19 protein-coding genes are annotated in these 26,141 nt (G+C 47.7%); 8 read left to right on the plus strand and 11 right to left on the minus strand.

The window, feature by feature from the left end:
- Nucleotides 1–46: 46 nt before the first annotated feature.
- Nucleotides 47–2,977, minus strand: coding sequence for a TonB-dependent receptor (locus OIK42_RS05935; protein ID WP_273639056.1), 2,931 nt, complete (start codon nucleotides 2,975–2,977; stop codon nucleotides 47–49).
- Between the two features lie 533 nt (nucleotides 2,978–3,510).
- Nucleotides 3,511–3,906 (minus strand): DUF4174 domain-containing protein, encoded by a 396-nt coding sequence (locus tag OIK42_RS05940; RefSeq protein WP_273639057.1) that lies wholly within the window; start codon nucleotides 3,904–3,906, stop codon nucleotides 3,511–3,513.
- A gap of 210 nt (nucleotides 3,907–4,116) precedes the next feature.
- Between OIK42_RS05940 and OIK42_RS05945 the strand changes: the two genes are divergently transcribed.
- Nucleotides 4,117–4,473, plus strand: coding sequence for a DUF2237 family protein (locus OIK42_RS05945; protein ID WP_273639058.1), 357 nt, complete (start codon nucleotides 4,117–4,119; stop codon nucleotides 4,471–4,473).
- 337 nt (nucleotides 4,474–4,810) lie between these two features.
- Here the strand turns inward: OIK42_RS05945 and OIK42_RS05950 are convergent, their stop codons facing one another.
- The 4 genes from OIK42_RS05950 to OIK42_RS05965 form a co-directional block, all read right to left on the minus strand.
- Nucleotides 4,811–6,391, minus strand: a complete 1,581-nt coding sequence (locus OIK42_RS05950; protein WP_273639059.1) for a serine hydrolase — start codon at nucleotides 6,389–6,391, stop codon at nucleotides 4,811–4,813.
- 142 nt (nucleotides 6,392–6,533) lie between these two features.
- Nucleotides 6,534–7,121 carry a thymidine kinase gene (locus tag OIK42_RS05955; protein ID WP_273639060.1) on the minus strand — a complete coding sequence of 196 codons (588 nt, stop codon included), beginning with the start codon at nucleotides 7,119–7,121 and terminating at the stop codon, nucleotides 6,534–6,536.
- Nucleotides 7,122–7,129: 8 nt separating this feature from the next.
- On the minus strand, nucleotides 7,130–9,148 hold the full coding sequence (locus OIK42_RS05960) for a putative bifunctional diguanylate cyclase/phosphodiesterase (protein ID WP_273639061.1): 2,019 nt from the start codon (nucleotides 9,146–9,148) through the stop codon (nucleotides 7,130–7,132).
- A 195-nt stretch (nucleotides 9,149–9,343) separates the two neighbouring features.
- Nucleotides 9,344–11,584, minus strand: a complete 2,241-nt coding sequence (locus OIK42_RS05965; protein ID WP_273639062.1) for an acyl-CoA dehydrogenase — start codon at nucleotides 11,582–11,584, stop codon at nucleotides 9,344–9,346.
- A gap of 442 nt (nucleotides 11,585–12,026) precedes the next feature.
- Between OIK42_RS05965 and OIK42_RS05970 the strand changes: the two genes are divergently transcribed.
- The 4 genes from OIK42_RS05970 (at nucleotide 12,027) to OIK42_RS05985 (ending at nucleotide 14,991) form a co-directional block, all read left to right on the plus strand.
- Nucleotides 12,027–12,575, plus strand: coding sequence for an outer membrane beta-barrel protein (locus OIK42_RS05970; RefSeq protein ID WP_273639063.1), 549 nt, complete (start codon nucleotides 12,027–12,029; stop codon nucleotides 12,573–12,575).
- Nucleotides 12,576–12,658: 83 nt separating this feature from the next.
- Nucleotides 12,659–12,916 (plus strand): DUF3081 family protein, encoded by a 258-nt coding sequence (locus tag OIK42_RS05975; protein ID WP_273639064.1) that lies wholly within the window; start codon nucleotides 12,659–12,661, stop codon nucleotides 12,914–12,916.
- Nucleotides 12,917–13,318: 402 nt separating this feature from the next.
- Entirely contained in the window at nucleotides 13,319–14,248 is a 930-nt protein-coding gene (lpxL, locus tag OIK42_RS05980; RefSeq protein ID WP_273639065.1) for an LpxL/LpxP family Kdo(2)-lipid IV(A) lauroyl/palmitoleoyl acyltransferase, read from the plus strand.
- A 128-nt stretch (nucleotides 14,249–14,376) separates the two neighbouring features.
- Nucleotides 14,377–14,991: a TcpQ domain-containing protein gene (locus OIK42_RS05985; protein ID WP_273639066.1), complete on the plus strand. Its 615-nt coding sequence runs from the start codon at nucleotides 14,377–14,379 to the stop codon at nucleotides 14,989–14,991.
- A gap of 61 nt (nucleotides 14,992–15,052) precedes the next feature.
- On the opposite strand, the gene glnE is transcribed toward OIK42_RS05985, so the two are convergent.
- The gene (gene glnE, locus OIK42_RS05990) at nucleotides 15,053–17,938 is read right to left on the minus strand and encodes a bifunctional [glutamate--ammonia ligase]-adenylyl-L-tyrosine phosphorylase/[glutamate--ammonia-ligase] adenylyltransferase (RefSeq protein ID WP_273639067.1); all 2,886 of its coding nucleotides are present in this window, start codon (nucleotides 17,936–17,938) and stop codon (nucleotides 15,053–15,055) included.
- A gap of 87 nt (nucleotides 17,939–18,025) precedes the next feature.
- Here glnE and OIK42_RS05995 point away from each other — a divergent pair, with 87 nt between their 5' ends.
- Nucleotides 18,026–18,940 (plus strand): DUF350 domain-containing protein, encoded by a 915-nt coding sequence (locus OIK42_RS05995; RefSeq protein ID WP_273639068.1) that lies wholly within the window; start codon nucleotides 18,026–18,028, stop codon nucleotides 18,938–18,940.
- Here OIK42_RS05995 and OIK42_RS06000 read toward each other — a convergent pair.
- On the minus strand, nucleotides 18,909–19,238 hold the full coding sequence (locus OIK42_RS06000) for a GIY-YIG nuclease family protein (protein ID WP_273639069.1): 330 nt from the start codon (nucleotides 19,236–19,238) through the stop codon (nucleotides 18,909–18,911). The genes OIK42_RS05995 and OIK42_RS06000 overlap by 32 nt on opposite strands.
- Before the next feature lie 64 nt (nucleotides 19,239–19,302).
- On the opposite strand from OIK42_RS06000, the gene hldE reads away from it, so the two are divergent.
- Both hldE and OIK42_RS06010 read left to right on the plus strand, forming a co-directional pair.
- The gene (hldE, locus tag OIK42_RS06005) at nucleotides 19,303–20,736 is read left to right on the plus strand and encodes a bifunctional D-glycero-beta-D-manno-heptose-7-phosphate kinase/D-glycero-beta-D-manno-heptose 1-phosphate adenylyltransferase HldE (RefSeq protein WP_273639070.1); all 1,434 of its coding nucleotides are present in this window, start codon (nucleotides 19,303–19,305) and stop codon (nucleotides 20,734–20,736) included.
- 110 nt (nucleotides 20,737–20,846) lie between these two features.
- Nucleotides 20,847–21,950 (plus strand): XrtA/PEP-CTERM system-associated ATPase, encoded by a 1,104-nt coding sequence (locus tag OIK42_RS06010; protein WP_273639071.1) that lies wholly within the window; start codon nucleotides 20,847–20,849, stop codon nucleotides 21,948–21,950.
- A gap of 115 nt (nucleotides 21,951–22,065) precedes the next feature.
- Here OIK42_RS06010 and OIK42_RS06015 read toward each other — a convergent pair whose 3' ends face one another.
- The 3 genes from OIK42_RS06015 to OIK42_RS06025 are packed head-to-tail and all read right to left on the minus strand — an operon-like array spanning nucleotide 22,066 to nucleotide 26,112.
- Nucleotides 22,066–23,718: a hypothetical protein gene (locus tag OIK42_RS06015; protein ID WP_273639072.1), complete on the minus strand. Its 1,653-nt coding sequence runs from the start codon at nucleotides 23,716–23,718 to the stop codon at nucleotides 22,066–22,068.
- On the minus strand, nucleotides 23,705–24,550 hold the full coding sequence (locus tag OIK42_RS06020) for an XrtA-associated tyrosine autokinase (RefSeq protein ID WP_273639073.1): 846 nt from the start codon (nucleotides 24,548–24,550) through the stop codon (nucleotides 23,705–23,707). Before OIK42_RS06020 ends, OIK42_RS06015 begins: the two co-directional genes overlap by 14 nt.
- A gap of 11 nt (nucleotides 24,551–24,561) precedes the next feature.
- A complete protein-coding gene (locus tag OIK42_RS06025; RefSeq protein ID WP_273639074.1) occupies nucleotides 24,562–26,112 on the minus strand; it encodes an XrtA system polysaccharide chain length determinant in 1,551 nt (516 codons plus the stop codon).
- Nucleotides 26,113–26,141: the final 29 nt, after the last annotated feature.

A 26,141-nucleotide genomic window follows, 5' to 3' on the forward strand; every position in this document is an offset into this window, starting at 1 on the left:
AAAGAAAAGCCCCGTTAAGCATGCTTAACGGGGCTCACAAGCTCGCTTAGTAGAACGAGTAGTTAAGGTTCAGCATGTACGAAGGACCAAACTCTCGACGCAGTGTAACTATACCGTTACCACCGATGGTTTCTTCTTTCTCATCTGTCAGGTTAACGCCCTGCAGCGAGACACGCAGCCCTTTGAGGTACTCAATACCGCTGTCTTCAAAGTCGTAGCTGATTTGCGCATCGATTTGCGTAATTGCATCACGGGTCGCGGTTTCAATTTTGTTGGAGCCGCCGCGCTGATAGGTGGCAAACTCCGAACGGTCGGTCGCAGCTACGCGAAATTCAAAGCCATTGCGTTCATAGTAAGCTGTCAGTGATATGATCTCATCAGATTGACCCGGGATAGGCGAGCCATTGTCGAGCTCTGCATCAATAAAGGTTGCAGAACCGGCAATACCAAAGCCTTCCAGCGCATCAGCAAACATACCCAGAGGAATGTTGGCAGTCAATTCTGCGCCCTGAACGGTACCTTTAAGGCCGTCCTGGAAGTACTCAAAGTAACCAAAGTCAGGTGGTGTCGCCAGGTCGCCCGATGAATAGGCGATGTTGGCCGGACCATACAAACCGTCTTCCTGAATCACGCGGTCGTGGAACCCCGGGATAAAGTAATTGGCACCATTGTTGGTTGAGTCGTTGGTAAAGTTAATGAGTTCACGGGCATCATCTGTCCAGTTAACCAGATCTTTGTAGAACAACGCGAGCGACACGTAACCCTGATCGTCAAAGTAGTTTTCAAACGAAATATCAAAATTGTTCGCTTCGAGTGGACGCAGGCGCGGATTGCCCTGGAATTTAGACCACGGAGAACCGTATTGCTCAACCGCATCCTGACTGTTCGGAATGGCAATGAGGTCAATATTCTGGTCGAACTTTACAAAGCCTGATGCTTTCATCTGGTCGATACGGGCGCGGCTAATCGTTTTGTTGGCGGCAAACCGTACAAAACGGTTGTCAGCCACTTCAACGCTTACGTTTAAACTCGGCAGGAAGTGATTGTATGAATCGCCATCACTCAGCGCGCAGTCAGCATCTACCTCGCCGTTGCCGTCATCGTCACAAACTGCGAAGTTTGAACCAACAACACCGATGTAACCGGTAGAGGTTTGATCAGTTTGTACATACTGTGCACCGAAATTACCGTTTACAAAGAAACCCGCCACGTCGGTTTCAAAATTAAACTTGGCATACAGGGTGGTTACTTCTTCTTCTACAGTAAATGTATCACCTAAGCGATCCGGCTCAAGCAAACCCGCATCATTAAGGGTATATTCACCATCGCGGTAGGGGGCGAAGCCGTTGTAAGCAACAACCTGACCTAAACCAGCCCAACTAAGATCGGCTAAGCCGTTATACAGGTACTCAGCTGGGATTGCCTCAGAAAACGGGTAAGATGACGCGGTGGCAAAAAAGCCTTTGTTGTCTTTCATCTTATAGCGATCGCTGTAGTTAAAGCCAAACTTAACTTTATTAATCATGCCCCATTCAACATACCCTTCCGTTTCTAAACGCACGGTGGTGAGTTCTTCTTCGAAGTCGGCATAGTTTAAGAAGCCGTCTTGCGCGTTCAGGTAGCTAAATGGCGTTGGGTTGCCGTTTTCGTCAGTAAATACCGTGTTAACGTCGGTGGTAAACTGGTCGGCGATATTGGCCATGCCGCCACCCCATTGCTGAGGGCCGGTAAGTTGCAGTAATGCCGGGTCTGCAAAAGCACCTAAACCCGAGCTACCAGTAAAAAATATACCGTCAGCGCTCATTTGGAACTGACGCGAACCAAACTCATCAATAGCACCGTTACGAGCCAGACCGGCGTAGGATTCGCCGCGAAGATCACGTTTTTCCGATTGGCTGTCAGCCACGTCCAACATTACCGACCAGTTGTCGTCGATGTTGTATTTAACATTTAATCCAAAGGTTTGTAGTTCGCCGTCTTTTTGCGCCGGATCAGTTCGCAGTACCGGGTTCGCATTCACCTGTGTACCCGACACATTTACGCCGGTACCGGTCAACGAATCAGGATCTGCGTTGAAGGGTTCAATGAAACCGCGGATAACGCCTGAGTCAGAGTAATCAATGCTTAATGCATCGACCACGATGTCAAGATTATCGGTAGGACGCCATTGGAAAATGGCTGATACGGTGTCACGCTCAAGTACACGGCTGTTAGCTTGGGTATCTAATCCGGTTGGTAATATCTGACCGTTGTCATTTTCGCTGTAACCCCACACACCATATTTGCGTTCGTTACGAGGAGACTCTGTGGTGGCCACAGCAACCGCTAAGCCGATGGTGTCATCGGCAAATTTTTCTACGAATGAGAGGGCAAAGCGCTTACCCGTATTATCAAACTCAGGGTTATCTGAATCGTTTCCACCCATTTCATAAACACCCGTCAGCGTGAGTGTTTCCTGAGCGGTTAAAGGACGGACCGTTTGTAAATCAACCGTACCACCAATTCCCTGTACCAGGAGATCCGCTTCAGTCGTTTTGTAGATGGTGGCGCCCGTCATGATTTCAGAAGGATAAAGATCGTATTCAACGCCTCGGTTGTCGCCAATACCAATTAATTCGCGCCCATTTAATGAGGTACCGGTAAAATCTTCTTTAAAACCGCGTACTGAGATACCGGAGGTGCGCCCGCCGACCCTTTCACCGGCAAGGCCCGGCAAACGTGCTAAGGATTCGGCAATTGAAGAGTCGGGCAGTTTACCGATATCTTCTGCAGAGATAGCTTCAACAATTGAGGCTTTGTCCATTTTAATGGCTTGCGCTCGCATTAATGAGCCACGGATCCCTTTAACGGCGATAACTTCAACTTGTTGCTCGTCAGCCTCATTATTATTCTCTTGCGACACAGTGTGTCCTGAGTACATTGCTGATGTCACAGCCAGTGATAACAGCGCTGGTTTAAAAATGTGTTTACTCTTCATATCTAGTGCCCTAACTAAAATTTATACAGCGTAATCTTGTTACATCGGTGTTAACAATAGTTAAATATTTAATGGTGGTCAAGATTTTTCTTAATCAATTAAGTAAAATAAATTAACAATATTAATGCGGGCTTTGGGGTTGTTTTGTATGGGGTTAGTGTGAGTGGTGTATTTCGATTAAGTTTGAGGGTGCAGAAAATGCCCACGAGACACACGAGTTATCTCATAGAAGTGCTTGAATAATGATGAGAATAGTACAAGTTTTGTGGAAAGCCAGTGCGAGGTGAACACAACATGACATAACTGCCGGGCGCGCCAGGTTCAGATGAACGTATTCAATGTTATTAAGTTGGCTTAGAGCGTTAGGTTTTGCTGTTGTTTGCAAACGACAGCGTCGGGGGGAGCGTCACCGAAGCGCAGGCGCAGGGCTAACAAAGTGTCCACACCGTGATGAAAGACTTAACGTAATCCCATCCCTCGCGCGGGTCAATAACAAAGAAGATGAAACCTATGGTGTCAGCGCTACTGAGAGATTAATACCGGGTCATTTCAGCCCGTCGCATTGGCATTTGATCAATGTCCTGGAACACAACATCAAAATCGAGGGTGTCGTACACCCCCTTGTTGCCGCCATCCAGTCCGATTAGCAATACAGAGACACGGCCGAGCCTTTCGTTTATTTCCCCCGACTCCATAGCCTTAACTGATTCGGGATAGCTCAGCACAGTGCCCGGCGTCACCACCTGCAGTATCAGTTTTCGTTCCTGCAGGGCGACTTGTTGTGTCTGAGCGCGCTTTAGCCAGTCTTGCGCCTGCTCCTCTGTTTCAGCCTGTGCCAGTACAACGCGGTACTGCCATTGATATTGACCGATGCCGGCGTGTGCTTCGATACTCAATAAAATAAAGATTATCAGGATAAACGTTTTCATACTCTTGATATACGCTGCAGTGGCGAAGAAGATCGACTGCACAACACAAACGCCCATGCATCCTCGCAGCGATCGAGTAATGAGGCATAAGACTTTGCTACTGTTTAGATAGACGCAGGAAATTCACTTTTGTCACAAGCAACAAAAACCGCTACCCTGCAGCAATGATTTACAGTGTTACGATGCAAAGTTACATAGGATAAAATCAAGATGGCAAACGAATTCAATGTATTGGGTAAACCATTAATGCTGTGTTGCCACAATGGCGGTTTCACGCGCGAAGGTTTTTGCTATGTACCGCAATCAGACTTTGGCAACCATAGTGTGTGTGCCGTGTTGACTGATGAGTTTTTACAATTTTCCGCCAGCCGCGGCAACGATCTGTCCACGCCAAGGCCAGAGTTTTCTTTTCCCGGTCTTAAAGCGGGTGATAAGTGGTGTTTGTGCGCCAGTCGCTGGCTGGAGGCCGAACGTGCCGGCAAGGCGCCAAAAGTCCTTCTTGAGGCCTGTAATCAAGCCTGTTTAGAAATAGTTGATTTGGCGACGCTACAAAAGCACGCGATCTAGCTAAACAAAGGACTCCTCGGGTCGGTTTTACCAACCTCTCCCCCTCAAACCTGCACAGATTGAAAGCCCGTTAATCCAACGTTTGGCGCCCGTGATTGCTAGTTTTTATATTGCTTGTATAAGCGCGAAACAGTTCTGCCAGTCCGCGGGTCTGGGTTAAATCACTGTGACAACGCGTAACATGACGCTTAGGCGATACCATCGGCCATGACCTGTCCGTTACTGATACTGCTATGAATGTTCAGGCTTTAGTCCAGCGGACCTCTAAACATTCACAGCCAGGCTCGACAGGCCTGGCTATTGCATGGATGAACCGCGGTAATAATTACCGTTTTTATCACTCAGATCTGGTGAAATAGGTATCACTAAAGTTATGGCTTAGCTTTTCTTTATAGGTAAACGGGTGAAATTTAAAACCAGTTACTTGTCGCGCCGGGTTGACATCAAAGTGCATAAACGCGTCACTGGCAGCGTTTTGATTGTCCCAGCGAATGACAAACGTGTGATCTGAAAATGGTTCGAGGGTGCCGGTTAACATCGTCATCTTGTCTGAGCTTAAACGTAACTGGCCGGCCTGATTCAGGGTAATCTGCATGGTGCCATACCAGGTATCGGTAAACTCTCCGCTATAGGCCAGGGGATCGAGAACGACTTCACCGATACCCTCTGGAACATCAAGATTGGCCAAATAGCGTTGTTCGCGCTCTGCCTGATATTCTTTTAATGTCTGTACCCAGTCAGTGGTTTCCTGCGGGGCAATATAACTTTTAAGAATGTGCTGCATCACTGCACTGCGAGCCCCGTAGTTTGAACCGTTGTTCAACAATACAACGGCTAAGTGCAGTTTGGGAACCATCGCCACATAGGCCTGATAGCCAGATAAGGTACCCGTGTGCGAAATCACCTGGTAACCGTGTACATCGGCCAATCGCCAGCCTAAACCATAGGCTTTAAATAGTGTGTCATCCCACTCATCATCGGTGTCTGATACCGACAGGACAGTGCGGGCCTTGTGAATAGTCTCAACTTGCTCAGGGGTTAATATCTGCGCGCCATTTTGGCCGGTGCCTTTGTTTAACCACATTTGCAGCCATTTGAGCATACCGCTGGCATTACAGACAATGCCACCTGCTGCTGCTGACACCAGCTCAGAACCCTGGATGCCATTGCGAGGAATAGCATAAATACCGCGTTCATCGTTGTGTCCATAACTTAATGCCACATTGTTTAAGGCGGCATCAGTTTGATCACCGGCAAAACACTGCATATCCAATGGCGCAAAAATCTTGTCGTTAATGACCTCGGCAAAGGGTTTTTGATACAGTTTGGCAACCACTTCGCCAGCGGTAATGTACATTAAATTACTGTAAGCATAGGCGCTACGAAAACTGCTGACTGGTGTTAAATAGCGCAGGTTATGAATAATTTCTTCGCGGCTGAAACCACTGGGCTCCGGCCATAGCATGCTGTCACCTGCGCCACTGGCGAGTCCCGAACGGTGCACCAGTAAATCCATAAGCGTAAACTCACGAGTCACCCAGGCATCCTGCATTTGGAAACCGGGCAATATATCTGTCACCCTGGTGTCCCAGCTCAGTTCAAAATCTTCAATCGCCATTGCCAATGCGGCAGCGGTAAACGCTTTTGACGTTGAAGCCAGACGAAAATACGTGTCGGCGTTTACCGGCAATGCAGGGTCGAGCTGGCGTTGGCCAGCGCCATCGAGGTAGACCACTTCACCGTTTTTAATAATGCCAACCGCCATGCCGGGGGTGTAAAACGTTTGCAGAGCGGCATTGACGACGTTGTCGAGATTGGCTAGTCCTGCTGCGGACGACAGTTCTGGCTGCGCAGCGCAGGCTGAGGTTGTCGTCAGCATCAACGTGGCGAAAATGTGTTTGATGCGCAATGTGATCATAGCGAGCCCCTGTATTATTGCTTTTTATGCCCTAAAGGCGGAATATTTTATTCAATTTGCAATGCACCACGGGGATTGTCAATGCATAATACGATCAAGCGTGCTGTATATGAGCCTGAATTAGTGCTATTCGATTAGTTAGCTATACGGGCTTGTTCCAGACCAGTGCTTTGAAATGCTTACGGCACATAGATTCGTAGCGATCGTTGCCGCCAATTTCGACCTGCTCGCCGCTGGTGACTGCCAGGCCGTTTTCATCCATACGCACGACAAAGTTTGCTTTGCGCCCGCAATGACACACGGTCTTAAGCTCAAACAGCTTGTCGGCCCAGGCCAACAGGTAATGACTTCCGGTAAAAGTATCACCTAAAAAGTCGGTCCGCAGGCCGTAGGCTAACACGGGTATATCCAGTTCATCGACGACTTCAATGAGCTGATACACCTGTTCTTTGGTTAAAAACTGTGCCTCATCAATAAATACGCAATCAATATATTGCTTGGCGTGCAAGGCAGAGATTGTGGCCAGTAAGTCATCGGCTTTGCTATACAGCTGCGCGTCAGCTTGCAAGCCAATTCGCGATGCGACTTTACCGGTGCCGTAGCGATTATCAATGGCCGCGGTAAAAATAAGCGGGTTCATGCCCCGTTCGCGATAGTTATAGGCAGATTGCAGTAACGAGGTAGATTTTCCGGCATTCATTGCCGAGTAATAAAAGTAAAGTTGCGCCATGGTGAGGTTTATTTTGTCTTTTGCCAGTTAGTGTACCATTCATCGAAGTCTTTTTTCTTTAATGGGCGGGCAAATAAATACCCCTGCAGGTAGTCGACTCCCATGGTTTTCAGTAAAGATGCCTGCTCTTGCGTTTCGACACCCTCTGCAACGGTTTTGCAGCCAAACTCTTTGGCCATCAATAATGTTGCTTTTACGATAGTATCGTTGCAGTCGGTTAATTTTGTCACGAAGGATCTATCGATTTTGATGAGATCAAAATCGAGTGACTGTAATAGTTTTAATGATGAAAATCCGGTGCCGAAGTCGTCGATAGCCACCTTAATCTGTCTTGATTTCAGTGCATTGATACGCGCAGTCAGTACCGCCGTATCGTCGGCAAAAATAGACTCGGTAACTTCCAGGTGAAGGCGCTCTGGCGATAAGCCAGAGCTGTTGAGTGCTCTGTCTACCTGGCTGATAAAGTTCTCGTTAAGCAGTTGTAATACAGACACATTAATGGATACACCAATGTTTTTATCTTCCCATTGGGCGGCATCAATACAGGCTCTGTGCATAATCCAGGTGCCGATGGCGTTAATCGCTCCGCTTTGTTCGGCTAACGGGATAAACTCATCGGGCCGAACCCACTCGCCCTCAAATTGCCAACGGGCCAGTGCTTCAACTGCCCATAAGTCATTGGTCCTGAGGTCGATAATAGGTTGATACATCACCGATAACTGGTGTTTTTCTATCGCTTGCCAGAGGCCTTCTCTGAGTTGTTGATCGTGACGCATCTTTTCATACAATGCTTCGCTGTAGAGTCCGACTTTACCCGGCGCGATATTTTTCTGGTGATACATCGTAAGGTCGGCCAGTTGTATCAGTGTCGCGGGATCGTCACTATCGGTGGGATACACCGCAATACCTATCGTTGCGCCAAGGGATACGTTGCTCTCGTTAATGGGGTTGAGGTTGGTTAGACTGCTGGCAATGGCAAGCGCAATAGCGCTGGCAGACTCTGCATTGGCATGAGGCAATAAAATAATGAATTCATCGCCGCCCCAACGTCCTATACAGTCAGGCTCACAATACTGAACCAATTTGGAAGACACCTCTGACAAAACGATATCTCCCGCTTTATGGCCCAGGCTGTCGTTGATTTGCTTAAAGCCGTCCAAATCGATAAACAGTACGGCCATGGAGTACTGATTGATGGCTGAATTATTGATTAATTCATTAAAATGCAGCATAAAACCGGTTCGGTTTAATAATCCGGTCAAGGGGTCGATACTGGATAGTTTATGTAGTTCGATGGTGCGACGTTCAACTTTTTGTTCAAGACTGTTATTGGCGTTATCGAGTTTTTTATTGGCTTCAATTAATTCCTTATTAACCCGGTCGACTTCGTTACGCTCTTGCCGCATTAACGCAACCAGCTCCTCTTTTTGATATTTGATATCAATAGCCTGACATATAAATTTATTGGCTTTTTTGGCGGCATTTAACATTGCTAACCAAAATACGATTCCCAGCATGCCGATGAGGTTAAAGTCTTCATGAGAATCAAACACAGCGCGCAGCGACAGGGGCAAAATCATCAGGGTAGTGTAAAGCATCACGAGCGGCAGGTGCGGGGCTAAAATGGTTGCCGCGCCGCCAGCCATCGCCGATATGATGATCATAGCGGTGGTTAGTTCAGGCAGTGTCATGTAAGGGTATAAGCTCACTACGTAGGTGGCCCAGAGACATGCAGTGATGGTGGCGCCACTGATGAACCTGAAAAGTGGCCATCGCGCGTTATACTGACCTTTCCTCAGGCGCAAAAACCAGTAGGCACTGTCGAATCCGCGGATCAGGCATACTACAACCATTAACACCCAAATTGTTAATTTAATATTGTTCTTAACCGGAGTACCAAAACCAAATGCCAGTACGCTAACGCCTAACAACGTTACAATAAGACCGCTAAAGCTGTTTCGGTAGAGTAACTCAACAACTTCCCTTGTCTTTGAGTAAAGCACCTGGGGTTCTGGAGATTGGGGCATAGTGGCTTACTGCTAATAATCAATATTTGAATAGGGAGCGTAGTAGCCAGCATTGGTGTCCCGATGGGCTATAAACGCCACGCAATGATTCGACAGTGTTATGTTTTAGGCTCGATTTTGCAAGCGCTTTTATTGGGCAGCAGATATAAAAAAGCCGGGTAATGATTTACCCGGCCAGTGTGCTTCGCTGCGCTGTTATGCTGCGTCTCTGGTTGTTTCTGAACTTACTTCAGGTGAAACCAGGTCCAAATCAAAGGTAAACTCGTCCACTCTGATGGCCAGTTTACGTTTTTCATTGTAGCTGTGCAGATCGGCGGCTTGTTGCGCATCAATCACGCCACGTTCCTGCAGTTTGTTCAACGCATTTTCAAAGGATACGAAAGGTACCACCGGTTCTTTGCGCAGGGCTTTTTGTACCTTGCTCAATAGTGGAAGTACTTTGTGCTTCGCTTTAAATGCCTGCTCGTTGATGTCGTTACCATCACCAGCGATGGGTTTGACCAGGTGAGTCAGTTGCGCTTTAACGCTGTCATCCTGCAGTGCAGCTAAAGAGAGCTCACGAACCAGGTCATCGCTGATGGTGCTTACGCTGCCACTGTAGGTGTTGGTCAGTAAGCGCATTAAGCCACGGGTAGCAGTGTTAGGGAAATTTCTTACGAAATTCACCAACGCTTGCTCAGCCTGCTGTAACGACCATTGCATGGCGTAGTCAAAATAAGGCTTCGCCTGCTGACGATCTTCAACGCGTTGCTCATAGAAGCGGATAGCGGCCATCGCCCCGTACAGGTAGCTCATCACGTCGCCCAAACGCGCCGACAACAACTCCGCTTTTTTAAGGTCGCCACCTAACACTGCCAGTGACAGATCCGCCATTGGGGCCAGCTTAGCTGATAATGCATTAAGGCGTTTCTCATAGCCTCGCACCTCAGGTAAGCTCGACTGTGCTCCTCTGGTAAAGGGCAGGTAACTCTTCGACAAGCTGCGGAAAGCGTTTTTAACACTGAAGCTAACCGTTTTGCGCAACACTTTATTAAACTGTGCGTCAGCTTTGCTGTCATTGCTATGGATTAAGTCGACCATTTCTTTTAAATGGGGGTGACAGCGCATCGCGCCCTGACCAAAAATCATCAGGTTGCGGGTAAGAATATTTGCCCCTTCAACAGTGATGGCAATTGGCAGTGCACTATAGCCTGCAGCCAGCGTGTTCTGTGGGCCACGTTGAATGGCTTTACCTGCCTGAACGTCCATTGCCGCATTCATTACGTCACGACCAATTTCGGTCATGTGATATTTGGCAATAGCGGTTACCACCGAGGGTTTTAGACCTTCGCCAAGCCCTTCAGTGGTAAGAACGCGCATTGATTCACATAAAAAGGTTTTACCCGCAATCTCAGCCAGCTTTTCCTGGATACCTTCAAAGCGGCCAATAGGCAGACCAAATTGCTCACGAACAAAGGCGTATTCGGCTGTTGATTTTAACGCGCTTTGTGCGGTAGCTGTGCCCATTGCCGGCAATGAAATACCGCGGCCTGCGCCCAGACAGCTCACCAGCATTTGCCAGCCACGGCCGATGTTTTTCTGTCCGCCAATGATGAAGTCCATTGGAATAAACACATTCTGACCGCGCGTAGTGCCATTATAGAATTTTACGCCCATTGGGTCGTGACGGTTGCCCAGTTCTACACCCGGGTGAGATTTGGGCAGCAGTGCGCAGGTAATCCCTAATTCTAATTTGTCACCCAGCAGTTGATCCGGGTCGAATACCTTAAACGCCAGACCTAATACTGTGGCAATGGGGGCCAGCGTAATGTAACGCTTGTCCCAGCTCACAGACAAACCAATCACTTCTTCGCCGTTCCATTCGCCTTTAGTCACGATGGCGGCATCAGGAATACCGCCTGCATCTGAACCGGCTTCAGGGCTGGTTAATGCAAAGCAGGGAATATCTTTACCGACTGACAAGCGCGGCAGCCAGTAGTCTTGCTGCGCTGTGGTCCCGTAATGCATCAATAGCTCGCCCGGGCCTAATGAATTAGGCACCATGACGGTAACTGCCAGGGCACCACTTTTGGCAGCGATGGTGGCAACGATAGTAGAGTTTGCATACGGGCTAAATTCCAGACCACCAAATTTCTTTGGAATGATCATAGAGAAGAAACGGTTTTCACCCAGGAAATCAAGAATATGTTGGGGAATATGCTTTGAATTACCCAATTCAAAGTCATCAACCATTGCCAGTAGTTTCTGCACAGGGCCATCGAGGAAAGCCTGCTCATCGGCACTCAGTTTAGCCTGAGGTACACGGCGCAGCGCCTCCATATCAGGGACACCACGATAAATAGACGACTCTAACCAAATGTCGCCTGCATCAAGTGCTTCCTGCTCGGTAATTGAAATTGGAGGTAATACTTTCTTTAAACTTGTTCTGATACTCATAACTCATCCGCTCATCTGACCAGTTGGATAGGCTAATAATACAGAATCTGCATACATTTGCAAATTAATTGTTAAGCCCTTGAAATTAATATAAAAAATATAATTTTAACTGTGATTTGTAGAAAAATGTTTACATAAACTGGTTGGTTTTCGACATCTTACGACGCGAGTTTTAGAGGTGGTTGAAGCGTATTCTTGGGTATTTCATCGATTTTTTTTCGGTTCCGCGAACAAAAACACCGCCTGACCTGCAATACTTAGCTATTCAGCCGGTGACTGTATGTGAACCCGTATATTGAGCTTGGAATTTCCTCGTTACAATGTGAGTATGCAGATTGCAAAACACGCTCGTCAGCCACGGCAAGGACTTACGTAACTGTGGATTTTTATCTCAGCCCTTTTTTATTAGGTAGCAAAGCCAATGAATGTGAAAGTAACCTGTATGACTGTTTTGTCAGGTCTGATGACGACCAACGTGACCGCCATGGAGCGACTGTATGCAGTAGTCGGTGCCGGGTACAGTGATATTGAAGTAAATAGTGCGGCAGAAACCGATGCCGGCTATCGGGTCGTGTTGGGTCATCAGTTTCATCGCCAGTGGCACGTTGAGGCCGGTTTTTATCGGTTAGCTGATATCAACGATGTAAATCAGGGCAGCGAGAGGAATTTTAGCGCGGATGCAATTTATTTAGGGGTGAACGGCAAAGCGTCTAACGAGGTAGGTGAGTTGTATTATCGGCTGGGCGTTGCCAATGTGTCCTTACAATATTCGTCGGCCGACAGCACCGGTAATTGTAGTGCAGAAAGTAACGCCACCAGTCAGAATAACTGCCGGTATGACAGCGATACGATTGCCGGAATTGTCGGACTGGGTTTTGATTATTCGGTTGCAGCTAATACCTTTGTGCGTTTTGAAGCCGAGTATTTGCGTGGTAAAGATGGTTTTGATGCCAGTATTTTCTCAGTGGGCGTCCGTTACGATTTTAATTAATACCAGTTGTGCACCATGCAGTCCTTACCGAATAGTTAATCTAAAGCTATGAGTTAGCTGTATTAATAGTACAGGAGGTAACAATGAAAAATGAACTAGATACAAAAATGGTGTTACGCGTCTATGACAAAATACGTCAGGAAGGCAAAGAAACCGATGGCAAGTACCGGCTTGAAGGTGTTGTGGCCTATACCGATTTCGATGGCTATACGCTGTACATCAACGATGCAAAAGTAGCGATGCAGTTTGGTTTTCATAATCAGTATCATTTTGACTACCAAAAATCAGATGATTTTGATGAATTCGAGAAAAAGCTCAAATACATAGATAAAACTTACTGACTACACGCTGCCAGTTACCTGATGGCATTGTCATTGTTGCTGGCTGGCGCGAACCTTTGCAAACGAATGTTTTTTTACTTGCCTGGCCTCGTCGAAGCAGAGCGTCTGTCAAAACAGCACATGTGCTTTCTTCCCATCTCGCGATGCTTGCTAACCTTTTTGGGCCGTTGTCGTCTACCGTTTGGTCAGGAACTTTCATCACATCTGCATGGCTTTTTGCCTCACTTTACCAGGGAGTATGGTGACATACTTATGCAGCGCTAAAAATACGCCAAGTGCTTGTTAATTCACGCCGCGTGAGTATTCAAACGTCATCACATAAGCTACAATGCAACGCAAAATTTAGTGGCGTTTTTTAAGCGTCGCTCTTCGTTATTCGCCAGACTCAAGAGGAATTCAGCATTGGCTGTAGCAATTAAGCCGCCCAGCTTCTCCCTGCGCTTTTTAGGCCCCCGTTATTGGTTAGTATGGTTAGGTGTTGCCTTCTTGTATGTTGTGAGCTGGCTGCCGTTACCGGTGATTCGATTGTTTGGTCGGCTAACCGGCTGGTTGTTAAGTAAGTTTGCCCGCTCGCGGGTAAATGTCGCGAGGCGTAATATCGCTTTATGTTACCCCAACATGCCCGCTGCCGAACAAGACAAGCTTGTTCGTCAAAACCTGTATCGTGCCGGGATGGCAGTGTATGAAACCGCAATGGGCTGGTGGTGGCCGGACTGGCGGGTGCGAAAGCACGGAGAAGTTGAAGGCTTTGAACATGCAGCGGCTATTTTAGCTAAGCACAAAGGGGTGTTTGGTATGGCGCTGCACAATATGAATCTGGAGTTTGCTTGCCGGGTGCTGGGCCTGAAATACCCAAGCATTGCCTTTTATCGAAAGCATAATAATCCACTGATGGATTACCTTCAGTATCATGGCCGGGCTCGCTCTAATAAATACATGATCCATAAGAGAAACGCGCGTGCACTGATGGGCGCGCTTGACGGCGCTGAGCTTTGTTTGTATTTGCCCGATCAGGACTATGGTCGAAGCCAAAGCATTTTTGTGCCTTTTGCCGGAGTCAGTGAGGCCGCCACGACGACCGCAACGATGATGTTTATTCGCCGCACTAACAGTGAACCCTTATTGATCACATCCCAATATACGCAAGGCGGCTATAAGGTAAAATTCTATCCCGCCATGCCAGATTTAAAAAATCTTGACGATGTGAGCGGTTTGACTTTACTAAATCAAAAAATTGCCGATATCATTAATGAGCAGCCTGATAGTTACTTGTGGATGCATAAACGGTTTAAAACCAGGCCCGATCCGAACGCGCCATCATTGTATAAGTAAGACTTGTTCAGCGGCGTTTTCACGACAACATGAACGTTACCAGTGATCCAGGCCATAACCTTTTTAGCCAAACAATCAGGCAATATCATTACCAGACACAACCAGGATAGTATGATTTGAGAGCTGCAATGAATAAAAAGCCGACCTCCTCCGTATTTTGGGCGAAACATTTAGGGCTGGCATTGGTCGTCGTTATTATTGCGGCTGTCGTTATTCATTTGCAAATGAATCTTAGCTCTCAGCCTACACCTGTTGATGCTCCGGAAGAGCGCTCCGTGGCCAAAGGTTTATCCGACTTTTACCGTGATTTCAGAATGACCAAGGAAGAGCCCTTCAATGAAGGGGCTGATATGGTATTAGATATGGCGATATCTGAGGAAAGTCTCGAAGAGCGCCTGGAGTCGATGTCGAGTGATTTTAAGGCGGTAGATGATCGGTGGGTTGGTGAATATAAGTATCGCACCTTTACTGCCGGTAATACCCTTCGAAAAGCGATTTCTGCTTACGCTGAACAAGAGGGTATGCAGGTTATCTGGAACTTAAAACAAGACTTCGTGATTAAACATCAGTTTCAGATGGATGATACCGTTGCTGGCTCACTGGCGACAATCGCCAGCGCCATCGATAGTAACTTTGAAGGCAAGGTTGCGACCTTTGTGTGCCCTAAACAACGCTCGCTGGTAGTGACCGAAGAGATCTCTGACTACCTGACTACACAATGTAATCAGGTGCGCAGTTATTAGCACACCGGAGTGTGCTGTCAATGATTACACGGGGCTGCCATACGCCGCTGGCTCAATGTACCTAATGTCCTTCCCCAAATAGCTGTAGCCATTGTTCTGTAACATGGCGGCGAACCAGTTCGACCTCTTCGTTACTGTGGGCAAACTTCTGGCCCGCCAGGGTAAGCTGATGGTAATGTTCCCGCAGGGTTAAATAGGCGGTTTGTAACCTCCCGGCTTGATCCGCTGGCAGCAGGCCGGCATCTCTGGCTGCGGCGATGATTCTTAAATTATCAGGCCATCGGGTAAGTTCGGAATACTGACTTGCGAAGCCGAGCACCCAGTATTGCACCATAAACTCGATATCGGTAATCCCCCCCTCACATTGCTTTAGATCGAGGCCTGTGGCGTGTTTGTCAATCAGGTGATCGCGCATTTTCAGGCGCATCTTAACCACGTCATCAGCAAGCTCGTTAGGTTTGCGCCGACGCTGTAACACACTGGTTCTGGTGGCATTAAATTCACTTTTCAGTGCATCGTCACCTAATATACTACGCGCCCTTACTAATGCCTGGTGTTCCCAGGTCCATGCTTCGTGTTGTTGATAATGAGTGAAACCATCGATATGGCAACACAATAACCCTGAGTTACCCGAAGGCCGCAAGCGTAAATCGGTCTCAAATAATTGGCCAGACAGGGTACGGGTATTTAACAAGTGCATGATGCGCTGTGCCAGTTTGATATAAAAATGCTGCGCCGAGACTGATTTTGCGCCACGGGTGTTACTGTCTGCCGGGGCATTATGAATAAATACCAGGTCGAGATCAGAGCCGTAACCGAGTTCGAAACCGCCTAATTTGCCATAGCCTACAATCAAAAAGCCGGTTTCGCCGGCGTTAAGGTGTTGCGGTTCACCGAACTTTTCGGTTACCTGTTGCCATGCTGAATGAAAAACTGCGTTGAGTAAGACCTCAGCAAGAGCGGTTAATTTATCACTGACTCTTGCAATGGGCAGCGAACCTGACACATCGCTGGCGGCTATGCGCAATTGCTGACAAAGTTTGAATTGTCGCCATTGTTCCATCAGTTGCTCAATGTCATCAGGTTCTACCCTTAGCAATGCCTGACGAAGTTCGTCGTTATATTGCTCATAGACCTTTTCAATGTCGGTTTCTTGTTGCTGCAAATAAAGCGGCGTGAGCAATTCGTCGAGCAGTAGTGGGAAATTACGTATTTGCGTTGTGATCCACTCACTGCGCGAACACAGTTTAATGAGCTGCTTGAGAACATCCGGATTCTCGTGCAATAAGTCTAAATAAGTTGTACGTCCGGTAATCGCATTAATCACACTAAACAAGCGGGGCAGTATGCTGGTGATATCTGCCGGGCACTGTTTAAGCATAAAATAAACCAGTTCAGGCATGAGTTTAGACAGGGTATCTTCACCCTTTTGACCCATCCGTTGCCGCCGCAGGTGTTGCTTAAACTCACTCAGCTGTTCATACAGCTGGCTGACTGAGTCAGCGGGCAAATCCCTGACGAACAGATCGCTGAATTCGTCGGCTGACATGTTAAGTAACCAGGCATCCTTGCAACGGCTAAATAAGGAGTCTTGCTCCTGTTGTTCGTCACCAGGCTCTGCAACTAACTGGTTAAACTGCTCATGGACACGTTGCATAACACGCGCTAACTCGGCGTAAAACGCATTGTAATCGGCAAAGCCCATGACTGATGCCACAACCGCCTGAGGCCATTCAGCCTCTGGCAGTAACTGAGTTTGCTCGTCATTAAATTGCTGCAGTGTATGCTCGGTTTTTCGTAAAAAGTAGTAGTCTTTGAGCAGTTGTTTAATGGCATCAGGCTCAATTAAGCTAAGTTCTGCTAGCATGTTGAGGACATGACGCAGCTCTTTGGACTGTAATGTAACCTCGCGACCACCGTGGATCAGTTGAAAGCTCTGCGCGAAAAATTCGATTTCGCGAATGCCTCCGGCACCCAGTTTAATGTTGTCTGACAAACGGCGGCGACGCAGTTCTTTGTTGATCAGTCGCTTCATATCCCGTATTGCATCGATGGTGGTAAAGTCCAGATAACGCCGGTAAATAAACGGTGCCAGAATAGACTCCAGTTGCTGGGTGTAGACCGACGCAGGATTTAATACCCTGGCCTTGATCATGGCGTATCGCTCCCATTGGCGGCCTTGCTCCTGATAATAGTCTTCCAGGGCGCCAAAATGGGCTACCAGGGGACCACTCTCACCAAAGGGCCGTAGCCGCATATCGACTCTGAACACCTGCCCGTGGGGCGTGATTTTATTTAATGCGGCGATGAGTTTTTGCGCTAGCTTGGTAAAAAATTGCTGGTTTTCAATAGGCTTGCGAGGATGATCGGTTTCGCCTTTGTAGGGATAACTAAAAATAAGGTCGATATCGCTGGAAAAATTGAGTTCTTTCCCGCCTAGTTTCCCCATACCTAAAATAAGCATTGGTTGCGGGCCATCAGGGCCTTGCGGGGTGCCGTATCGTTTAACGTGGGCGGCGTATAACCAGTCATAAGCGGCCAGAATTAACGTGTCTGCTAACAGACTCATTTGTAACAATGAGTGTTCGATAGACTGTTGTTGAGTGAGATCGCGCCAGGCTAAGGCTGCCATTTGCTCTGCCCTGAACTGACGAAGCGTGACGAATAACTCATCCTCGCTACTTACCTCGTCAATGCGTTGTTTAAATGCACGGCACACGGTCGCGATGTCAATGTCTGTATGCCAATGGTTATCAATAATATTGCTCAGCAACGAGGGTTTCGTCAGTGCTGTCTCAGCAACAAAGTTACTCAACCCAATGACGTGCTGAATACTGGCATGTGAATGCGCCGGTAGTTGAGCCATTGCGGGACCGGCAAGGAGTTTTTGCCAGTTTTGCTCAGCCTGCTGCTGAATAATCCTGATAGTAGTTTTTTCCGTAGACATAATCACTTAGGATAGAGAGCTATAACAAAAGAGTCTGGCACAATCTTGTACCGGGCTCCAGTGTTAGACGCACGCAAAGAGGTATAAATGGATACACTGGTAAAATTGGTTCCGCTAGCGCATGATCTGTGGGTTTACGTGGCTATTGATGTGGCTCTAGCCTTAGTGTTGCTGCTGGTGATGAAATGGCTGTCACGTTCGCGCGCTAAAATATCGGTCAGCGATGAGCTGGGCGTTAAAGATAATTTTGCCTTTGGTATCAGTGTTGCTGGTGGCATGTTATCGCTGTGTTTAGTGCTGAGTTCTGTAGTTGGCCGCCATGTAGGGCAGGGCTATGAAGGGGCAGCGCTAGGGATGGTAGTATTTGGTTTTGTTGGTATTTTGCTGGTAAAAATCGGCCGCTTTGCACACGACAAAATTGTCCTGGATGATATCGAAACCTACCAGAAAATCGGCGAGCGAAATGTCAGTATAGCCCTCGTTGACGCCGCCAGTGTTGTTTCGAGTGCCATTATATTACGTAGCATAATGGTGTGGGTGGATGGCACCGATATGAATGCGGTTATTGCGATTGTCAGCGGCTTTTTGGTTGTACTGGCCATTTTATTGTTAATGACCCGCCTTTTTGAGATACGTTACGCGTTGCAAAATCAGAATCATTCGTTTCAGTCTGCGCTCGACGTCGGGCAAATGGCGCTGGCCCTGCAGCACGCCGGTAATTTGCTGGGCACGGCAATCGTGGTGTCTTCTGCCGGTGCGCTGCTTGTATACAGCCCGGAAGGGTATGTCAGTAACGTTACCGGCTGGCTGATTACGAGTGTTTTATTGTCCTTGCTGCTGTGGTTTTTGGTGGCGATCAGCAAACGGACCGTACTTAACGGTATCAATTATCAGAAAGAAGTTGATGAGCAGCACAATGTTGGCGTTGCGGCTGTGGAGTTTACCTTAAGTATTGGTATTGCGTTGATTGTCAGTGGTGTGCTGAGTTCAACTGCCGGATAAGCTCAGTACTTAGCTTTTGCGCTGTTACCGGCAGTTCGATTTCTACCGGTTCGTTGGCTAACTTGTCTTTGATACTGCGGTTACAGCCTTTGATCCAGGCTTCCAAACGCAGTGCATGGCTTTTATTTTCGACTTCGAAAATGCAGTAGTAGTGAAGTGGTAACTTACCCCGTAACGCTTTTGCGCCGCCTTTAATATCACCACTGTGCTGACGCAGTCGCCGTTTTGGATCGGTAGTAACGCCAGTGTATAGCGTATTTCGCGCGGTTTTTAATAAATATACATACCATGATGTCACGGGTTGGCTCTCGTCTGTACTTCGCTGTTATACTTGCGCCACTAGTGTAACGAAAAAGACAGTAATGACACTCCCGAATTTTAATCAAATACATATTCTCGTGGTCGGTGACGTCATGTTGGACCGCTACTGGAGCGGCTCAACCGCGCGCGTTTCCCCTGAGGCACCGGTGCCGGTAGTCAACATTAACAATACCGAGGACCGCCCCGGCGGCGCTGCAAATGTGGCCATTAATTTAGCGTCACTGGGAGTTAAAGTTACCTTGCTGGGGATGGTCGGCAACGATGAAAATGCCGATATTTTGCGTAACCGCCTTGCAGGCTATGGCATTGAATGCATGTTCACCACGTGTGACGGGCTCGATACCATCACTAAATTACGAGTAATGAGCCGCAATCAGCAGCTCCTGAGAATGGATTTTGAACGTTCTTTTGCTGAGCAGGATAAGTCGGCGCTCAACGCCAACTTCAAGGCGCACCTCGCGGGGTGTGACGCGGTTATTTTATCGGACTATGCCAAAGGCGCATTAAGCGATCCTCAGACGCTGATCGCCCATGCCCGTAAGCATTCAGTGCCTGTTATTGTCGATCCCAAAGGCGATGATTTCACAAAATACCACGGGGCAACGTTAATTACGCCGAATATGGCCGAGTTTAAAACAGTTGCGGGCGCTATCAACAGTGAACAGCAGCTTATCGAGCGTGCCAATGCACTGTGTGAGACGTTAGCGCTGGAGGCATTGCTGGTCACCCGTTCAGAGCAGGGAATGACATTATTTGTACCCGGCGAGCCTGAACTGCATTTGCCCGCTAAAGCCAAAGAGGTCTACGACGTTACCGGCGCCGGCGACACGGTTATCTCCATATTGGCGGCCAGTGTTGCTGCCGGGGAAAGTTTAGCGCGTGCCAGTGTGCTGGCTAATCTGGCTGCCAGTATTGTGGTAGGTAAATTGGGCACGTCTGCCATTACCACCACCGAACTTGCTGTGGCGGCTGGTCAGCATAGCCACCCTGATGGTGGGGTAATGTCCGAAGAACAGTTAGTCCTGGCGGTGACCGCGGCGCAGGCCCGCGGCGAAAAAGTGGTTATGACCAATGGCTGTTTTGATATTTTGCATGCGGGTCATGTGTCGTACCTGGAGGCCGCCGCTAAATTGGGAGACAGGCTCATCGTAGCGGTTAATACCGATGCGTCTGTCCAGGCGTTGAAAGGCCCAGGCCGGCCTGTCAATACGGTCGCCAGACGTATGGCCGTGCTGGCCGGTTTAAGTGCGGTGGACTGGGTAGTGCCCTTTAGCGAAGATACCCCGCAACGTCTTATTGCCCGGTTGTTGCCGAATATACTGGTAAAAGGTGGTGATTATAAAGTGGAGGACATCGCCGGTGGTCAGGAAGTGCTCGACAACGGCGGTGCCGTGAAAGTGCTTCACTTTGAAGAGGGTGTGTCGACAACAGGTATCATCGAAACGATTGTTAGCCAACAGAGTTTTCGCAAGTGATGGAGTAATGTTGTTGGGCTGGTATTTCCTTTTCCAGCACGCATGTCAGCATTTCGGTAAACCCGGGTGGGTGATTACACTCATCCGACATTGATAGGCAGTTATCATTTATGTACGAAAGTTACTATGGTTTTAAGTCGAAACCGTTTCAGTTAACGCCTGATCCGGCATTTTTTTTCGCGAGTAAACTACATAAACGGGCTATCTCTTATCTGCAATACGGGCTCTCCCAGGCCGAGGGGTTTATTGTTATCACCGGGGGGGTGGGAACCGGAAAAACAACCATTGCAAATAGCTTGCTGGCAGATCTGCAACAGGACATTGTTGCGGCACAGATCGTTACGCCAAAGTTGTCGCCTGATGAATTGGTAAAAATGGTGGGCAGCCGGTTTGGCATTAACGTGGCTGGGAAGAGCAAAGCCGATATTATCGGTGAGCTAGAAAAGTATTTGTACTCATTAAGTGGTCAGGGACGTCGTGCGCTATTATTGGTCGATGAAGCGCAAAATTTGCCGTTGGAAGCCATCGAAGAGCTGCGTATGCTGTCTAACTTTCAGCATGCAGGAAAGCCCCTGTTGCAGAGTTTTTTATTAGGTCAGCAAGAGTTACAACCGATTTTACGCGCGCCAAATATGGAGCAGTTTCGCCAGCGAATTGTTGCCTCCTGCCATTTGCAGCCGCTCAATGCCGAAGAAGTACAAGCCTATATTGAGTTCAGACTGGCTCAGGCAGGCCGCAGTGGCAGTGCGTTGTTTACTGAGGCTGCCTATGAGGTCATTTTTGACTTCTCCAAAGGGATCCCCCGCAAGGTTAATACATTGCTCGACAGGGCGCTATTATTTGGTTATCTGGAAGACATAACTGTTTTTGAGGGAAGCGCCATCACTCAGGTGGTCGAAGAAATAAACAGCGAAATGTTTATTGCCGACGATACTGGTGTTGAGGATGAGCCAGACTATGCACCTGGGCAAACCGCCCCCTATGGTTTTACCACCCGCAATGGCAAGACAATTACAGAAATTGATTATTATAAAGACATGCTGGGCGAGCTGGTGGACGCGTTAGATGATGTCATCGTTCATAAAGTAAAGCTGACCCAGCATATTGATAAGGTAATGAAGAAAAAGTATCAGGATTACATGCAGCTAAAAAGCGAGAGCGCTGATAAAGAAGATACTGAAGTGCCCAGAGAAGACGAGCTCAGTTCGCGCTGACATTACCGGGCCTGCCGGACGGTTTCGAGAAGTAAGGGGCTTGCGTGCAGACCAACAGCCCTACACCTGATATCAGCAGGCGGTGTTGATGACTTTTCTTGTCAGTCTGACTTGCTTACTGAAGTTGGTATCTTAGCCCCAGCGCCAACTGAGTATCGGTAAAATTGTTGCCAAAGAATCCAAACGTTTCAAAATCGCCTTCCTGATCAACAATGGTAAGCGTCAGATACGCGCTGAGATGATCGCTCAGCGTATGGCGGGTATCCAGCGATATTCTTTTGGCTGTCGACTCTTGCTGAATTAATTCCTGTGATTGTCCTTCACTATCAGAATATTGCAGCGTCGCAACAATTTTAGTATCTCTGCTTGCAGCGAAGCTGCCGGTTAACGTCACTGAATCAAAGGATCTTAGTCTTTCCAAATCAAGATAGTCATCCTCAGCGCGACGCAGTGACAGGTTAAATTGAAGTCTTGAGAAGCTATATCCAATAGCGGCGTTTAAGGCTTTGCGCAGAATGATATTGTCATCCAGCTCAAATACGTTCTGACTAAATTGCGCCAGAGTCTCGCCGGGCTGGGGAGTATAATCGACGGAATCAGGTTGCTGACACTCACTAATGTCGGTAAACGAAGCAGGGCATACAAACAGCCCCAGGTCTTCCACGGAAGATAATAAACGTGTCGCATTGGTAACGGTTTCTGTATAGCCTAACGTACTACGAAAGTACTTACTGTTGTATCTCAGTGCCGATTGGGCGCTGCGGCCAAAAAAGCGCTTGTTAAGACGCAGAAAAAAACCGGTTCTGTTGCTGAACGCCCATTTGACATCTGCCGCAATAAAATTATCGTCGTCAGCTGAATCTGTCTGGCTGTCGACGCCGTTCAGCGTGACGCTGATAACTCTGTATGGGCTTTGGCGGTAAGTTAGTCCGGCGCCATAAGTATTGTATTGCCGGGAACTATCAAATGCTGAATCAGGTGCCGAGGTATCGTAGCGCTCTGTGGTGCCGGAGAGCCTGATACCCAGCCACGGCAACATCATAAAATCTGCTTCGGCGTTACTATTAATACTTCTGAAATTGCCGTAAGCATTATTCCCGCGTCGCGACTCCTGTAAACTGGCATCAGCCTGCCAGTATACAAAGGATGCATTGTCGCCATTACTTAAACCAAGCTCTACACTGGCATTTTTTGAGTCGATGTCATTACCGGTAGCACTCTGTGCACGCGTTACTTTTAGCTGTGTATAGCTCGCGTTGAGTAACGTATTAATATAGTCACCTTGCGTAGTTTCGAGGGTTGCTGCCAGGTTGTGATTGGTGGTTTTAGCCAGTGCATCCGGGTTACTGATAAAGTTGGCTAAAATAAAATTCTGCCCCCCGTCCGGACGATATTGCATTGAACTTTGTGCGTTAAAGGTAATTAGGTCCTCAAGCAGTGAGTAGGTTAAAAAGGAGCGATAGGTTGAAAAGTTATTTTCTGTAGAAAGCGCCTCATTATCCCGTTTTAAATAGGTATGTGTACCACTGAAGCTGGCGTCTATTGTCCGGCTGTTGAAAAAAGCTGTTAGAGCCGGCGCTACCGAGTAAGACTGGAGCGACAGGTCAGCTTCATTTTGTCTGTCGACGCGCTGACTAATGTATTCAGCCTTAACCGACGGCAACAAGCCCGCTTCAGCCGAAAACGGACTGCGGATGTGGGCAAGAAGCGTTAACGGTAATAACCAGGAAGCGGTTATTAAGACTCGTTTAGAACTACTCTGAACCATAGCCGTAGTAACCGTAATATCCCATATCACCGTCGTTGTAGACGGACTTGTTCACCACAAAGCCAATTGCCATATCGGGGTTCAACCGTTCAATGGAGACCTTTATATCGTGCATTTTCGCTTTGCCTTCCTCGACGACGACAACGGCTTGCCCTGCAAAGTTGGCCAGTACGGCGGTTTCAGTGATACCTATCAAAGGCGGAGAGTCAATAATCACTACACGGTCTGCGTATCGGTTGGCAAACTCTTCTATGATTTCGTGCATTTTTTGACTGGCGAGCAATTCCGTACTTAAGTGATGGGTTTTGCCGGCGGGGATGATTTTTAATTTATCAATATTGGTAGAATACAGTACATCAGCAATGTCATCGACTTCACCAGTGAGATATTCCATCAGGCCTTGTCTGCGCTCTACACCCAGGCTAAACAGCACATTAGGTTTTAGTACGTCTGCATCCACCAGCAATACGGTCTTGTCTTGTTCCGACGCTATACTTAGCGCAAGGTTCGTCGCCGTGAAGGTTTTCCCTTCGGCAGGCCGACTGCTGGAGACCATAATGATATTACTGTTTTTAAGCGTTTTAGCCAGCTTACCAAATGCATTGGACAATAGTTTACGTTTGATTTCTCGAAACTCTTCATTGATCTGTCTTCGGCCGCCAGACATGGTGACATAGCCCTTTTCTTCAAGCATTTCCAAATCAAGAAACATGGGCTCTTTGGTGTCATGGCCAGCAGAATTCTTGACTGCTGGGGCAGCTTCGTCGCTGGATTGTTGCTCCTGGCGTTGCTGTTGATTTCGTTGTAACGCTTTTTCAATCGTATTAGTCATAATCAACCTTCTCAGAATAGCTTGATATTCATGATTTCAGCCCCCACGAGTAGGCAATAAATGGCCAGTAATAAGCCCGTTGATAAACCAAATATGGTCAAACGATGGCGGTTACGGGCTTTGATCTGTGGTTTGTTGAAGTGACTTACCGTACCCCATATCGGGTAGTCAGATAAGTTATGCAGTTGCTTTGCTCTTATCAGTACCGGAGATAACTGGCTGAGTAAAAAGGCAATGCCGACTCCCAAACCAAAGCCGGCAATCAGGATACCGGTATACATCATAATTCTGTTTGGGGCTGAGGGGGCAGTAGGAACCACGGGTGGCTCAATGATCTGAAATTGTAAATCTTCTGCTGAAACGTCGGCGCGGCGGGAAATACTTGCCGCTTCCTTTCTGCTAAGCAAATCTTCGTACTTATCTTTAGTAATACCGTAGTCTCTGTTTAACGCCGTCGATTCAGCCTCGATTTGTGGTACCAAATCGATTTTAGATCTTAGCTCGGTTATTTTATCGTTCAGGTATTGCTCCTTCACTAAGAGCGCGGCTTTACTACTTTTAAGACGGCTTAGTTCAAGTCTTATCTCGGTATTAAGCTCACTCGCCACAGCGTCTTCGTTATCATTATCGAGGAAGGCCTCAATTTCTTTTTTTCTGGCTTCTTCGAGAGACGTCAGCAACGCTTTGGTACCCTGAACATCAGGGTGAAGTTCGGTAAACCGCAATAATAAGCGGTCCAGCTCTTCCTCCAACGCCTTAATACGATTATCGTAACGGGTTTTTAACACAGGACTATCGTTATTGGTGACGTCAAAACTGTCTGCTGATTTAAAAGAATCAAATTGTTGTTTCATCGACTCAATTTGCTCATCAACCTGCTTCACCTCCAGCTTGGTCGCGTCGAGCTGGTCTTTGAATGATTGTAGTGATGAATAGTATGAGCCCTGGAGCGGCAAAATATTACTGTATTGCCGTTTAAAGTCAGCCAGGCGTTGTTCGGCCTCAGTCAGGCGGTTTTCGTAGTCAGCTATCTGCTCATCTAAAAAGCGCCCGGCGGTGTCAGTATCGCGGCGATTGTTACCTAATGAGCCTTCGACGAATAAATCCAGGGTTTCCTGCACCACTTTCTGCGCGGTTTCAGGAGAGCGATGGCTGAAAGAAATACGATAAATGTTGTCGCGACCCGTGGAGTCCAGGTCGATATTCTGGGTTAACGACGTTACCAGGGCATTAAATTGCTCTTTGGTCTGAGTGTTGAGATCTAAGTCACTCTCCCGGGCAATTTTTTCGACATTGCTGCGGCTGAGCAACGTTTTGGCCATCATGCTGACTTCTTGCTCGGGATTCGACTGAATCGCCAGACCACGTAATAACGGCTGCAAAACAGAGCGGGTATCAACATACACAACGGCTTTTGACTGGAAAGTGTCTGGGAGTGATGCGACATAAAGAAAGCCAACAGGGCATAACAGCCACGTGCTTATCATGACGTAGCGCTTTTTAATCCAAATGCCTTTAACGTAGTCAAGCACTTGATTTAGCAGTTGCTGAAAATCCTGCATTGCGAGTTCGTTCCGTTTTAATTAGTAAT

Source organism: Alteromonas gilva, from assembly GCF_028595265.1.
Classification (GTDB): domain Bacteria; phylum Pseudomonadota; class Gammaproteobacteria; order Enterobacterales; family Alteromonadaceae; genus Alteromonas; species Alteromonas gilva.

Excerpts from the sequence above, each read along its gene's own strand:
- OIK42_RS05960 (WP_273639061.1), bottom strand. The coding sequence starts at position 9,148 with ATGCCCCAATCTCCAGAACCCCAGGTGCTTTACTCAAAGACAAGGGAA.
- OIK42_RS05995 (WP_273639068.1), top strand. The coding sequence starts at position 18,026 with ATGGATACACTGGTAAAATTGGTTCCGCTAGCGCATGATCTGTGGGTT.
- OIK42_RS05970 (WP_273639063.1), top strand. The coding sequence starts at position 12,027 with ATGACTGTTTTGTCAGGTCTGATGACGACCAACGTGACCGCCATGGAG.
- OIK42_RS05985 (WP_273639066.1), top strand. The coding sequence starts at position 14,377 with ATGAATAAAAAGCCGACCTCCTCCGTATTTTGGGCGAAACATTTAGGG.
- glnE (WP_273639067.1), bottom strand. The coding sequence starts at position 17,938 with ATGTCTACGGAAAAAACTACTATCAGGATTATTCAGCAGCAGGCTGAG.
- OIK42_RS06015 (WP_273639072.1), bottom strand. The coding sequence starts at position 23,718 with ATGGTTCAGAGTAGTTCTAAACGAGTCTTAATAACCGCTTCCTGGTTA.
- OIK42_RS05945 (WP_273639058.1), top strand. The coding sequence starts at position 4,117 with ATGGCAAACGAATTCAATGTATTGGGTAAACCATTAATGCTGTGTTGC.
- OIK42_RS05950 (WP_273639059.1), bottom strand. The coding sequence starts at position 6,391 with ATGATCACATTGCGCATCAAACACATTTTCGCCACGTTGATGCTGACG.
- hldE (WP_273639070.1), top strand. The coding sequence starts at position 19,303 with ATGACACTCCCGAATTTTAATCAAATACATATTCTCGTGGTCGGTGAC.
- OIK42_RS06025 (WP_273639074.1), bottom strand. The coding sequence starts at position 26,112 with ATGCAGGATTTTCAGCAACTGCTAAATCAAGTGCTTGACTACGTTAAA.
- OIK42_RS06020 (WP_273639073.1), bottom strand. The coding sequence starts at position 24,550 with ATGACTAATACGATTGAAAAAGCGTTACAACGAAATCAACAGCAACGC.
- OIK42_RS05935 (WP_273639056.1), bottom strand. The coding sequence starts at position 2,977 with ATGAAGAGTAAACACATTTTTAAACCAGCGCTGTTATCACTGGCTGTG.
- OIK42_RS05965 (WP_273639062.1), bottom strand. The coding sequence starts at position 11,584 with ATGAGTATCAGAACAAGTTTAAAGAAAGTATTACCTCCAATTTCAATT.
- OIK42_RS05975 (WP_273639064.1), top strand. The coding sequence starts at position 12,659 with ATGAAAAATGAACTAGATACAAAAATGGTGTTACGCGTCTATGACAAA.
- OIK42_RS06010 (WP_273639071.1), top strand. The coding sequence starts at position 20,847 with ATGTACGAAAGTTACTATGGTTTTAAGTCGAAACCGTTTCAGTTAACG.
- OIK42_RS05955 (WP_273639060.1), bottom strand. The coding sequence starts at position 7,121 with ATGGCGCAACTTTACTTTTATTACTCGGCAATGAATGCCGGAAAATCT.
- OIK42_RS05940 (WP_273639057.1), bottom strand. The coding sequence starts at position 3,906 with ATGAAAACGTTTATCCTGATAATCTTTATTTTATTGAGTATCGAAGCA.